The sequence below is a fragment of the Bradyrhizobium sp. ORS 278 genome (assembly GCF_000026145.1).
Classification (GTDB): domain Bacteria; phylum Pseudomonadota; class Alphaproteobacteria; order Rhizobiales; family Xanthobacteraceae; genus Bradyrhizobium.
Window position 1 is genome coordinate 7059581 of the sequence record NC_009445.1, and the last position, 11250, is coordinate 7070830.

12 protein-coding genes are annotated in these 11250 nt (G+C 65.1%); 4 read left to right on the plus strand and 8 right to left on the minus strand.

Going from position 1 to position 11250, the window contains the following annotated elements:
- Nucleotides 1-125 precede the first annotated feature (125 nt).
- The 5 genes from BRADO_RS31585 to BRADO_RS31605 all read right to left on the minus strand — a co-directional run bounded on the left by BRADO_RS31585 (nt 126) and on the right by BRADO_RS31605 (nt 4803).
- Entirely contained in the window at nt 126-830 is a 705-nt protein-coding gene (locus BRADO_RS31585) for an ABC transporter ATP-binding protein (protein ID WP_012030262.1), read from the minus strand.
- Nucleotides 831-861: 31 nt separating this feature from the next.
- Complete coding sequence (locus tag BRADO_RS31590) at nt 862-1632, minus strand: ABC transporter ATP-binding protein (protein WP_012030263.1); 771 nt, start codon at nt 1630-1632, stop codon at nt 862-864.
- Complete coding sequence (locus BRADO_RS31595; RefSeq protein WP_012030264.1) at nt 1625-2572, minus strand: branched-chain amino acid ABC transporter permease; 948 nt, start codon at nt 2570-2572, stop codon at nt 1625-1627. The genes BRADO_RS31590 and BRADO_RS31595 overlap by 8 nt, the downstream gene beginning before the upstream one ends.
- On the minus strand, nt 2569-3486 hold the full coding sequence (locus tag BRADO_RS31600; RefSeq protein WP_041757199.1) for a branched-chain amino acid ABC transporter permease: 918 nt from the start codon (nt 3484-3486) through the stop codon (nt 2569-2571). The genes BRADO_RS31595 and BRADO_RS31600 overlap by 4 nt, the downstream gene beginning before the upstream one ends.
- A 144-nt stretch (nt 3487-3630) precedes the next feature.
- Nucleotides 3631-4803: an ABC transporter substrate-binding protein gene (locus BRADO_RS31605; protein WP_012030266.1), complete on the minus strand. Its 1173-nt coding sequence runs from the start codon at nt 4801-4803 to the stop codon at nt 3631-3633.
- Between the two features lie 355 nt (nt 4804-5158).
- Here BRADO_RS31605 and BRADO_RS31610 point away from each other — a divergent pair, with 355 nt between their 5' ends.
- Nucleotides 5159-5398 carry a hypothetical protein gene (locus BRADO_RS31610; protein WP_041757889.1) on the plus strand — a complete coding sequence of 80 codons (240 nt, stop codon included), beginning with the start codon at nt 5159-5161 and terminating at the stop codon, nt 5396-5398.
- A 59-nt stretch (nt 5399-5457) separates the two neighbouring features.
- Here BRADO_RS31610 and BRADO_RS31615 read toward each other — a convergent pair whose 3' ends face one another.
- From BRADO_RS31615 to BRADO_RS31625, 3 genes are read right to left on the minus strand one after another with little or no spacing between them, the layout of a single operon-like run.
- Complete coding sequence (locus BRADO_RS31615) at nt 5458-6675, minus strand: ABC transporter substrate-binding protein (protein ID WP_012030268.1); 1218 nt, start codon at nt 6673-6675, stop codon at nt 5458-5460.
- A gap of 44 nt (nt 6676-6719) precedes the next feature.
- A complete protein-coding gene (locus tag BRADO_RS31620; protein WP_012030269.1) occupies nt 6720-7043 on the minus strand; it encodes a 2Fe-2S iron-sulfur cluster-binding protein in 324 nt (107 codons plus the stop codon).
- A gap of 20 nt (nt 7044-7063) precedes the next feature.
- Nucleotides 7064-8284, minus strand: a complete 1221-nt coding sequence (locus BRADO_RS31625; protein ID WP_012030270.1) for a cytochrome P450 — start codon at nt 8282-8284, stop codon at nt 7064-7066.
- A 77-nt stretch (nt 8285-8361) separates the two neighbouring features.
- Between BRADO_RS31625 and BRADO_RS31630 the strand changes: the two genes are divergently transcribed.
- From BRADO_RS31630 to BRADO_RS31640, 3 genes are all read left to right on the plus strand, one after another.
- Nucleotides 8362-8880 carry a MarR family winged helix-turn-helix transcriptional regulator gene (locus BRADO_RS31630; protein WP_012030271.1) on the plus strand — a complete coding sequence of 173 codons (519 nt, stop codon included), beginning with the start codon at nt 8362-8364 and terminating at the stop codon, nt 8878-8880.
- A 350-nt stretch (nt 8881-9230) separates the two neighbouring features.
- Nucleotides 9231-9770, plus strand: coding sequence for a DUF805 domain-containing protein (locus BRADO_RS31635; protein ID WP_012030272.1), 540 nt, complete (start codon nt 9231-9233; stop codon nt 9768-9770).
- Between the two features lie 115 nt (nt 9771-9885).
- Nucleotides 9886-11160, plus strand: coding sequence for an NAD(P)/FAD-dependent oxidoreductase (locus tag BRADO_RS31640; protein ID WP_012030273.1), 1275 nt, complete (start codon nt 9886-9888; stop codon nt 11158-11160).
- Nucleotides 11161-11250 lie beyond the last annotated feature (90 nt).

Genomic DNA, 11250 nt, shown 5'->3' on the forward strand with positions numbered 1-11250 from the left:
AGCTGCGCCTCAATGCGAAAAATCGGCGCACGTCAGCATGGCCGCCCAATCTACGCACCCCGCGCGACGCCGTCTTGACATGAGTCAATTCGCGCTGATGTCGTCACGCCGCCAGCACGGAGCCGTCAAATCCCGAGATAGCGGTGCTGCAGCTCCGGCTCGGCCATCAGTTGCTCGGACGTGCCGTGCCACACGGTGCGGCCGCGCTCGATGATGTAATGGCGGTCGCAGATGCGAGTGAGGTGCTCGACATTCTTGTCGATCACCAGGATGGACTGTCCGCGTGTTTTCAACAGCGACAGGCAGTTCCAGATCTCCTCGCGGATCAGCGGCGCGAGCCCTTCTGTCGCCTCGTCGAGGATGAGGAGTTTTGGATTGGTCATCAGCGCGCGACCGATCGCCAGCATCTGCTGCTCGCCGCCAGACAGCTGGTTGCCCATGTTGCCGCCGCGCTCGGCGAGCCGTGGGAACAGTCCGTGTATCTTGTCCAGCGTCCACGGATCGGCCGCGCCGAGCCGGTTGGTCGAGGCGGCCACGAGATTCTCAGTCACGGTGAGGTTCGGGAAGATCTGCCGACCCTCGGGGACCAACCCGATGCCGAGCTGCGCGATCCGGTAGGACGGCAGCCTGCGCGTCTCCTGGCCGCTGAAGCGGATCTCGCCGGCGCGCGCCTGGGTCAGGCCCATGATCGAGCGGATCGTCGTGGTCTTGCCCATGCCGTTGCGGCCCATCAGCGAGACCATCTCGCCGGGACGAATCGCCAGTGAAAGTCCGAACAGGACCTGGCTCAGGCCGTAGCAGGTCTCGATGCCGTCAACCTCGAGCAGCATGCCGTTCTCTTTCTGCTCAGCCATTTTCTGATCAACCATGGCCGACCACCACGTGCTGATCGCCGAGATAGGCGCGCTTGACCTCCTCGTTCTGCCGGATCTCGTCCGGCTTGCCGGACGCGATGATGCGGCCGTAGACGAGGACGGAGATGCGGTCGGCGAGCGCGAACACCGCTTCCATGTCGTGCTCGACCAGCACGATCGAGACCTCGTTGCGCAGCTCCGCGAGCAGCTTCACCATGCGCTGCGACTCCGTCACACCGAGGCCGGCCATCGGCTCGTCGAGCAGCAGCAGCTGCGGCTTGGTGGCGAGCGCGACAGCGAGCTCGAGCTCGCGCTGCTCGCCATGGCTGAGTTTCGACACCAGCACATCGGCGCGATGGCCGAGGCCGACGCGCTCCAGCGCGGCGCGCGCGGCGTCGCGCAGCGGCTTCTCCTTGCGCGCATTGGCGAAGAAGCGGAACGAATGCTTGCCGTCATGGGCCTGCGCGGCGAGCGCCACGTTGTCGGCGGCGGTGAAATCGGTCAGCAGCGAGGTGATCTGGAACGAACGCGCCAGCCCGAGCGCGCTGCGCTTGTAGGCCGGGAAATGCGAGATATCGCGACCGGCGAGGAAGATGCGCCCGGCATGCGGCGCCAGATGGCCGGTGAGCTGGCTGATCAAGGTGGTCTTGCCGGCGCCATTGGGCCCGATGATGGCGTGGATCTCGCCCTGGGAGACGTCGAGACAGACGTGGTCGGTGGCGATGATGCCGCCGAAGCGGCGCACCAGATTGTCGACGCGGAGCAGCGGCTCAGCCACGGTTCACCCTCCCGAGCATGCCCATGATGCCGCCGCGGCCGAACAGCACGATCAGCAGCAGCAGCGGCCCCATGATCAGCGCCCAATATTCGGTGAGCTGCGACAGCACCTCCTCGAGCACCAGGAACACGACGGAGCCGACGACCGGCCCCATGAGGGTGCCCATGCCGCCGAGGATCACCATCACCATCAGGTCGCCGGAGCGGGTCCAGTACATCACCGCGGGGCTGACGAAATCGGTGTTGTTGGCAAGCAGCGCGCCCGAGAGCCCGCACAGCATGCCGGCGATGACGAAGCAGGCGAGCTTGTAGCGCTTGGCCGGGAAGCCGATCGCCTGCATGCGCTGCTCGTTGGAGCGCAGGCCCTGCAGCACGAGGCCGAAGCGCGAATTGACGATACGCCAGACCAGCACGACGACGGCGAGCAGACAGGCCAGGCAGAGATAGTAGAACTGCACCCGGTTGCCGAGATTGATCAGGCCGCCGAAGTCGCTGCGCTTGTAGACCGTCAGTCCGTCATCGCCGCCATATCGGGCGAGGCCCGAGGCGACGTAATAGGCCATCTGCGCGAAGGCCAGCGTGATCATGATGAAGTAGACGCCGCGCGTCCGCAAGGACAGCGCGCCGATGACGAGCGCATAGAGTGCCGAGACGGCGATCGCGACCGCGAATTGCGCCCAGCCGGAGGCGATGCCTTCCTGCGCGAGAATGCCGACGGCATAGCCGCCGATGCCGAGATAGGCCGCATGACCAAAGCTCATCATGCCGCCATAGCCCATGATGAGATTCAGGCTGACCGCCGCGAGCGCCAGGATGACGATGCGGGTGAACAGCGTGAGGATGAAGATGTTGCCGGTGAGGTTCGAGTAAACCGGCAGCAGGACGAGGCCGGCCACGACGATGATGGCGACGACGCCTGAGACGTTGAGCTTGGATATCATCTGCGGTTGGCCGGAAACAGACCTTCAGGCCGCGCCACCAGCACGATCGCCATCAGGAGATAGATCAGCATCGACGACATCGCTGGCGCCGCCGTGGACGCTGCGGCCGAATTCAGCACCTGGCGCAGCAAATTGGGCAGGAATGCGCGCCCCATCGTGTCGATCAGGCCGATCATGATCGCCGCGACGAAGGCGCCGCGGATCGAGCCGATGCCCCCGATCACGATCACGACGAAGGCAAGGATCAGGATGTTCTCGCCCATGCCGATCTGCACCGTGAGGATCGGCGCCTGCATCAGACCGGCGAGGCCGGCGAGCGCGGCTCCGAGGCCGAACACCAGCGTGTACAGCAGCTTGATGTTGATGCCGAGCGCGCCGATCATCTCCCGGTTGGAGGCGCCGGCGCGGATCAGCATGCCGATGCGGGTGCGCATGACGCCGAGATAGAGCAGCAGCGCCACCAACAACGCCACCACGATGATGGCAAGACGATAGGCCGGATATTGGATGCCGGGCGGGATTGTGACCGGAAAGGACAGCCAGGACGGCACCGGCAAGGACAATCCTGCGGGGCCCCAGATCAGCCGGACAGCTTCGTTGAAGAACAGGATCAGGCCGAAGGTTGCAAGCACGTGGTCGAGATGATCGCGCCCGTAGAGATGGCGCAATGCCGTGAATTCGAGCACGATGCCGAGCAGTAACGTGGCACCGAGCGCCATGATCCCGCCGAGCACGAAGCTGCCGGTCCAGGCCGCGAAGGTCGCCGCGAAATAGGCGCCCATCATGTAGAGCGAGCCGTGCGCGAGGTTGACGAGGTCCATGATGCCGAACACCAGCGTCAGGCCGGCAGCCAGCAGGAACAGCAGCAGCCCGTACTGCAGACCGTTCAGGAATTGTTCGACGACGAGAAGCATGCCCCTCACTTCACGCTCAAAAAGACGGCGGCAGAACCATCGCAGGCGCTGCCGCCATGTCCGTCCCGATCTTAGGCCGGAGATGTTTTAAGCTTCAAGCAAATTCCAGGCCGGTCGAGGCCGGCCGGGAGATTTTCTCGATCGCTATTTCATCTGGCACTTGTCGTGGAAGCGGTCCTGGTCGTTCTCGACGATGGTGGCCACCGTCTTCAGCGAGAGCTGGCCGTCGGCATCCTTGACCACGTCCTGGAGATAGAAGCTCTGGATCGGGATGTGGTTGTTGCCGAACTTGAAGGCGCCGCGCAGCGACTTGAAGTTGGCCTTCTCCATTTCGGCCTTCATCTCCGCCTTCTTGGAGGTGTCGCCCTTGACCGCGACGACGGCGCTGTTGATCAGCTGCGCCGCGTCATAGGCCTGGGCACCGTAATAAGTGGGGCGCAGGCCGGTGTATTTCTTGCGGTAATCGGCGACGAAGGTCTTGTTCTGCTCGTTGGGCAGGTCGTTGACCCATTCCTGGGCGCCGGGCACGCCGATGGCATTGTCCTTTTGCAGCGGCAGCGACAATTCGTCGACCGTGAAGGCGGTGTAAAGCGGCATCTTCTCCTTCAGGCCGGCCTGCGCGTATTGATTGAGGAACTGCACGCCCGCCGCGCCCGGATAGAACACGAAGATCGACTCGGCGCCGGAGGCGCGCGCCTTGGAGAGCTCGGCGGAGAAGTCGAGCTGGCTCGGCCAAACCGTATATTCCTCGCCGACCACCTGCCCCTTGAACGTGCTCTTCACGCCCGCCAGCATGTCCTTGCCGGCCGCATAGTTCGGGCCGATCAGGAACACCGACTTCACGCCCTTCTGGTTCATGTAGAGGCCCATCGCCGCGGGCGTCTGGTCGTTCTGCCAGGAGGTCGAGAACACGTAAGGCGAGCACAATTCGCCGGCGAGCTGCGACGGGCCGGCATTGGCGGAGATCAGGAAGGTCTGGGAATCGACCGCGGTCTTCAGCGAGGCCAAGAGCACGTTCGACCAGATGTAGCCGACGATGAAATCGACCTTGTCGGACTGCACCAGCTTCTCGGTCTTCTGCTTGCCGACGTCAGGCTTCTGCTGATCGTCCTCGTAGATCACCTCGACCGGCTTGCCATCCATCTTGCGGCCGAGATGGTCGAGTGCGAGCTCGAACGAGTTGCGCATGTCGTTGCCGATCACGGCGGTCGGGCCGCTGAAGGTCGAAACGAAGCCGATCTTGATGGTGTCGCCGGCAAAGGCGGTGCTCGAGAACAGCAGTGCCGCGGCGCCTGCCAGCCAGAAGCTCGTTTTCATCGTCTTCCCTCCCCTTCTTGGGTCGTTCTTATCGTTGTTTCGTCACCCGCGCGCAGCGACACCGGCCGGCGGCGGCGTTTCGCCGCAACGACCCGTCGCGCAGAGTTCGTCAGCGCGCTTTCGATCCATGCACCATATTTCGCATAAATGGCCAATGGCAAGAACTATACTGCCGGTTAACCCGTCCGCCGATCTCGGAATCCGTCCGCAGCCGGGCTGTTGTCGGGAATTACAGCCCCAAAGAAGGCCGCGCCGGCGGATTCGATCCCACATCGTTGCTGCGGCATGCTGGATGGGGGTTCATTCGCGCTTAACGGATGAGCACCAAGGTGTCCGTGCATTTAAGGAGATTTTGATGTTCGTCACCGAGCAGGCGGCGCGAGAGAAGTGGTGCCCCTACGTGCGTATCGACAACAACAACCGGCTGTTCAACAGCGTGACGGGCGGTTTCCAGGGGAGCGACCGCCAGTACCACTGCATCGGCAACGACTGCATGGGCTGGCGACAACTTCATCTATCCCACTTGAAGGGTAGCGACGACGGCGTGACTGCCCATGGCTATTGTGGTTATGCCGGACGGCCCGAGCGGGACTGAGTCCTGCACACGACACCGACCGCGACAGTTGGCCGCGGCCGGGGCTGCTGGGCCTTTTGTCACTTCACCAACGGGCAGCCGCCATCGGTGATCGGACGGAACGCCTGCTCCGCCGGAATCGTCGAGACCAGACGGTAGTAGTCGTAAGCATATTTCGATTCCTCGGGCTTCTTGACCTCGAACAGATACATCGGATGCACCACGCGGCCGTCGGCGCGAATGGCGACGTCGCCGAATAGTTTATCTTTGCCCTTCGTTGCCTTCATCTGCGGCACGACATCCTTGGCATCGTCGCTGCCGGTGGCGGCAACCGCGTTCAGATAGGCGAGCGTTGCGGCGTAGACTCCCGCCTGGTTGCCGCTCGGCATCTTCCCGTTCATCCCGGGACGCGCGGCAAACCGCCTGGCGAAGGCGCGGGTGTCGTCGTCCATGTCCCAGTAGAAGGCTTCCAAGAGCTGCAGTCCCTGCGCCGCCTTCAGCCCCATGCCGTGGATGTCGTTGATGAACAGCAGGAACGCGACCAGCGACTGGCCGCCCTGCTGGATGCCGAACTCGGCGGCCTGCTTGACCGCGTTGATGGTGTCGCCACCGGCATTGGCGAGCCCGATGACCTTGGCCTTGGAGCCCTGCGCCTGCAGCAGGAACGACGCAAAGTCCGTGGTGCCGAGCGGGTGCTTGGCCGAGCCCAGCACCTTGCCGCCATGCTTCTCGATGTAGTTGGTCGCCTCCGCCTCGATACCCTGGCCGAGCGCGTAGTTAACCGTGATGAAATACCAGTCCTTGCCGCCGCGGCCCAGCATCGCGGCCGCCGTGGTGTTGCCGGTCGCCCAGGCGTCGTTGACCCATTGGATGGTGTTCGGCGAGCAGGCTTTCCCGGTGAGATCGGAGCTCGCGGTCGACGAGGCCAGGAACGTCATCCGGCTGTTGCGCAGGAGCTCGTTGATCGTCAGGCCCACCGCCGAGTTGGGCACGTCGACGATGGCGTCGACCTTGTCGACGTCGAGCCATTTGCGCGCGATCGCCGAGCCGACATCGGCCTTGTTCTGATGATCGGCATAGACGATCTCGACCTTGATGCCCTTAGCCCCGCCGTTGAAATCCTCCGCCGCCATCCGCGCGGCCTCGACCGAGCCCATGCCGTTGGTGTCCTGGAAGATGCCGGAGATGTCGTTGAGCACGCCGACGCGCACGACGTTGTCGGATATCTCGCCGGCGAGCGCGGTCGCCGCGCCGAACGATGCGGTCAGCGCCAGCGCGCAGGCTCTGAGTTGCTTCATGATGGTCCTCCCCCTGTGTTATTATTTTGATAGGTGTCGATGAACTAGCTCTGCTTGTCAGGGATCCGGACCACCAGCCCGGCGAGCGCCGGCTGCACCTTGATCTGGCAGGACAGCCGGCTGTTCGGCAGCCGCTCGGCGGCGGTGCCGTCGAGCAACGCATCCTCGTCATCGGAGACGGGATCGAGCCTCGCCGTCCAGGCTTCGTCGATATAGACGTGGCAGGTGGCGCAGACGGCGTTGCCGCCGCATTCGGCGACGATGCCGTCGACGCCATGGGTCAGCGCCGCCATCATCAGGCTGTCGCCATCCGACGCCTCCACGGTCTGGCTGCGGTTGTCGGCATGAATGAAGGTGATCGTCGTCATGGCTTGCTCAGACTCTTGGCTCAGGCTGGAGTGAAGGTGACCGGCAGGCTCTCCAGCCCGCGCAGCGTGTTGTTGTAGCGGCGCTTCGGCGCGCCGCTCATCGTGATCGACCCGACCTTGCGCGCGAGCGCGGTCAGCACCGCCTCGCCCTCCAGCCGCGCGACGAGCTGGCCGACGCACATGTGGATGCCCGAGCCGAAGCCGACATGGCCCGACACTTTGCGCGTGATGTCGTAGCTGTCCGGCTGCTCCCAGCGGCGCGGATCGCGATTGGCGCTACCTAAGAACATCAGCACCTTCTCGCCTCCCGGGATCGTCACGCCGCCGAGCTCGATGTCGCGCGTGGTGGTGCGGAAGAAGGTCTGCACCGGGCTTTCGAACCGCACCGCCTCCTCGAACGCATTGCGCGCCAGCGACGGATCGGCGCGCAGCCGCGCCCATTGGTCCGGGAAGCGCGCCAGGCAATACACCGCAGCGCCGATGCCATAGACCGTGGTGTCGAGGCCGGCGGACAGCAGCGAGCGCACCAGCAATGGCGCCTCGGCCGGCGTGATCTCGCCGCTATCGCTGAAGGCGTGAATGCAGGCGCCGAAGCCGCCGGGCGCGAGATTGTCGCGCTGGCATTGCTCCGTGACATAGGCCTGGTGCGGCGCCGAGCGCTCGATCGCCTGCTGTCGCAATTCGTTCGGCGGCCCGAAGGCGTTGAACACGAGGCTCGCATAGGAGATGAGATGGTCGCGGCCTTCGGCCTTGAGGCCGAGCGCATCGGGGAACACCGACAGCGGATAGGCCTCGGCGAGATCGGGGATGGCATCGAACGAGCCACGCGCCACGAGGTCATCGATCTTGGCCTCGGCCGCGGCCATGAAGCCGTCCCGCAGCCGCTTCATCACCGCCGGCGAGAGCACCTTGCTCAGCACCGCGCGGGTGCGCGTATGCGCCGGCGGATCGGCCTCGAGGATCAGGCTCGGCGGCCGCCACGGCTTCTCCTTGGCGAAGTCGCTGAGACCCACGCCGCGGCTGGAGCAGAATGTCTGCGGATCGTTGAACACGGTATAGACCTCGGCATAGCGCGCGACGCCGTAGACGTTCCACTGGTCGAGATAGACGACGGGGCCCGCCTCGCGCATCTGCTCGTGCGCCGGATAGGGATCGTCGAAGAAGCCGTAGGAGAACGGATCGATGGCGAGGCGCGGGATGGCGGACGCGACAGCGGCGGAGGAAAGAGCTGTTGGGTTCATGCTGACCTCTCGAAGTTTGGCCTTGTCATGCGGCTTTTCGTATCCGTATGAGTGGCGATGCATGGACGCTGGGGATCATGAGCGAGACAAAGGGAACGCCGCGCAAGACGCTGCCGCGCGAGCCTGAGGGACAAGGTCGGGGCCACGGCCTCACGCTCGACCTCGACCGCTACGTGCCGGCCTTCATCACCTTCATCGCCAACAAGCTGTCGAACAGCGCCACCGCGTTCTATCAGCGCAATTTCGGCGTCAACGTCACGGAATGGCGGATCATGTCGCTGCTGGCGATCGAGCCGGGCATTCCGGCCTCGCGCATCTGCAGCGTGATCGGCTTCGACAAGGGGCCCGTCAGCCGCACTCTGGCGCTGATGAAGAACCGCGGCCTGATCGCGATACGCAACGATCCGCAGGACGGCCGCAGCCATTCGATCTCGCTGACCGCAAAGGGACGGGCGACCCACGACAGGGTGATCATCGCCGCGCTCGAGCGCGAGCGGCGGCTGCTGGCCTGCCTCGACGAGAGTGAGCGCGAAGTCCTCATCACGCTGCTGCGCCGCCTCCACGACAATCTCGACGCCGTCACCGGCGCGGGCTGATCGGCACGCGCACGATCGAACGCGCGACTGACCCTTCCGGTCAGCGCATCCCACCGCGCGCGCGCAAGCGGCCGCGCCTGCTGCGAGCAGGCCGCACATGGCATTTCCGTCCCTTGTTCGAACGCGCCGGATCCTGCGCGCGTCACTTGTTTACGGGACCATCGTTCCACGGATTAGTTGCTTTGGCAACGATAAATTTTGCGCGGCGCGACCTGCCGCAGCGCGAGAGAGGCGCCTCGCCTCATAAGTCGCATTTTAATCATCGGCGAAGCGGCGCAGCAATTTCGCCCTGTTATGCAAGGTCATATCGGCGCGCCGCAGTCGTGGCGCGCTTGCGGGAGGGGCGCATGTTGGGGTTCATCTTCGGGTTCAATGCGCGCCTCGGCCGGCTGCAGTTCTTCCTGGCTTCGCTGGCCCTCGGCGTCATCACGGTGATCCTGGCGGTCGCAGTAGCCTTTGCCGTGGCCGCCATGGCGCCGCAGAAATCGGTGCTGGCCATCAGCGTGCCGATCCTTGCGGTGATCGGCATTTCCCTGCTGGCGAACCTGATGCTGCAGGCGATGCGCTTTCGCGACATCGGCTGGGACCCCGTCTGCGTCATTCCGGCCTGGATCGCGGTGATGGCGCTGGACTACGTCATTGCCAGCCGTTTTCCCGAATACGCCGCGACGGCAGAGCATTCGGGCACGTGGGTTGGCGCGCTGATCAATCTCGCCATGTGCATCGCGCTGCTGTTCTTTCCCAGCAGCGCTGGCGACACCCCGTCATATGGCCCGGCCGTGAGCCACGTGCCGCCGCCGGCGTCCCGCAGCAGCCGCAGCGCCGGCTCCGCGACCGAGGCCCGGCTGGCGCGCATCACGGGCGGCGACAGCCAGCGGCGTGGGTGGTGATCGCGCCGGCGGGACGATAGACGTCCGCTATCACTGCATAGCCAAGGCGGCCTTGAAGCAACCAAGGCCGCGCGTGTTGATTTGAGGCTGGGGCACGTCAGCGAAAGCCAGCGTCATGACCGAACAGGCCGGCAACCTTCACCACGTTGTCATCGTCGGCGCCGGCTTCGGCGGCCTGGAAGCCACCTATCGGCTCGCCGGTGCGCCCGTCCGCATCACGCTGATCGACCGCCGCAACCATCATCTGTTCCAGCCGCTGCTGTATCAGGTCGCCACCGCCTCGCTGGCGACCTCGGAGATCGCCTGGCCGATCCGCTCGCTGATGCGCGACCGGCCGGAGGTCACGACCCTGTTCGCCAACGTCAAGGGCGTCGACAAGGCAGGGCGACGCGTGCTGCTCGACGATGGCGCCGACGTCAGCTACGACACGCTGGTGCTCGCCACCGGCGCGCGGCATGCCTATTTCGGCCATGATGAATGGGAGCCGTTCGCGCCTGGCTTGAAGACGCTGGAGGATGCGACGACGCTGCGGCGCCGCATCCTGGTGGCGTTCGAGCGCGCCGAACGCGAGATCGACCCGGCCAGGCGCGCGGCCTGGATGACCTTCGTGATCATCGGCGCCGGCCCGACCGGGGTCGAACTGGCAGGAACCATCGCCGAGATGGCACGCGCGACGCTGCCGCCCGATTTCCGCAGCATCGATACGCACGAGGCGCGCGTGGTGCTGATCGAAGCCGGACCGCGCGTGCTCGGCGGCTTTCCCGAAGACCTTTCGGCCTACACGCAGAAGTCCCTCGAGAGCATCGGCGTGGAGGTCGTGCTCGGCCAGCCCGTGACCGAGTGCACCGCCGACAACGTCGTCTATGGCGGCCGCTCGGTGGCGACGCGAACGGTCATATGGGCCGCCGGTGTCCGCGCCTCGCGGGCGGCGGAATGGCTTGGCGCTCCGGCGGACCGGGCCGGACGGCTGCAGGTCGCGCCCGACCTGACCGTGCCCGGCCACCCGGAGATCTTCGCTATCGGCGACACCGTGACGGTGCCGGCCTGGGACGGCAAACCGGTCCCCGGTATCGCGCCGGCGGCGAAGCAGGAGGGCCGCTATGTCGCCCAGGCCATCAAGGCGCGCCTCGCCGGGCAGGCGCTGCCGCCGTTCCGCTATCATCACGTCGGCAGCCTTGCCCAGATCGGCAAGCGGCTCGCGGTGATCGATTTCGGCTGGATCAAGCTGCGCGGCGCCCTGGCATGGTGGATCTGGGGCCTAGCCCACATCTACTTCCTGATCGGGCTGCGCAACCGGCTCAGTGTCGCCCTGAGCTGGCTGTGGATTCATGCGCGAGACCAGCGCGCGGCGCGCCTGATCACCCAGGGCAGCAGCAAGGTGATGGACTGACGTCTGATTAAAGAATGAGCAATTCGCCTGCTTTGCAGGATCGTTTCGCCCCGCGGTCGCCGCATGAACCGAACAAACCACTGACACAGA

Excerpts from the sequence above, each read along its gene's own strand:
- BRADO_RS31610 (WP_041757889.1), top strand. The coding sequence starts at position 5,159 with ATGTTCGTCACCGAGCAGGCGGCGCGAGAGAAGTGGTGCCCCTACGTG.
- BRADO_RS31600 (WP_041757199.1), bottom strand. The coding sequence starts at position 3,486 with ATGCTTCTCGTCGTCGAACAATTCCTGAACGGTCTGCAGTACGGGCTG.
- BRADO_RS31605 (WP_012030266.1), bottom strand. The coding sequence starts at position 4,803 with ATGAAAACGAGCTTCTGGCTGGCAGGCGCCGCGGCACTGCTGTTCTCG.
- BRADO_RS31625 (WP_012030270.1), bottom strand. The coding sequence starts at position 8,284 with ATGAACCCAACAGCTCTTTCCTCCGCCGCTGTCGCGTCCGCCATCCCG.
- BRADO_RS31615 (WP_012030268.1), bottom strand. The coding sequence starts at position 6,675 with ATGAAGCAACTCAGAGCCTGCGCGCTGGCGCTGACCGCATCGTTCGGC.
- BRADO_RS31595 (WP_012030264.1), bottom strand. The coding sequence starts at position 2,572 with ATGATATCCAAGCTCAACGTCTCAGGCGTCGTCGCCATCATCGTCGTG.
- BRADO_RS31620 (WP_012030269.1), bottom strand. The coding sequence starts at position 7,043 with ATGACGACGATCACCTTCATTCATGCCGACAACCGCAGCCAGACCGTG.
- BRADO_RS31585 (WP_012030262.1), bottom strand. The coding sequence starts at position 830 with ATGCTGCTCGAGGTTGACGGCATCGAGACCTGCTACGGCCTGAGCCAG.
- BRADO_RS31640 (WP_012030273.1), top strand. The coding sequence starts at position 9,886 with ATGACCGAACAGGCCGGCAACCTTCACCACGTTGTCATCGTCGGCGCC.
- BRADO_RS31630 (WP_012030271.1), top strand. The coding sequence starts at position 8,362 with ATGAGCGAGACAAAGGGAACGCCGCGCAAGACGCTGCCGCGCGAGCCT.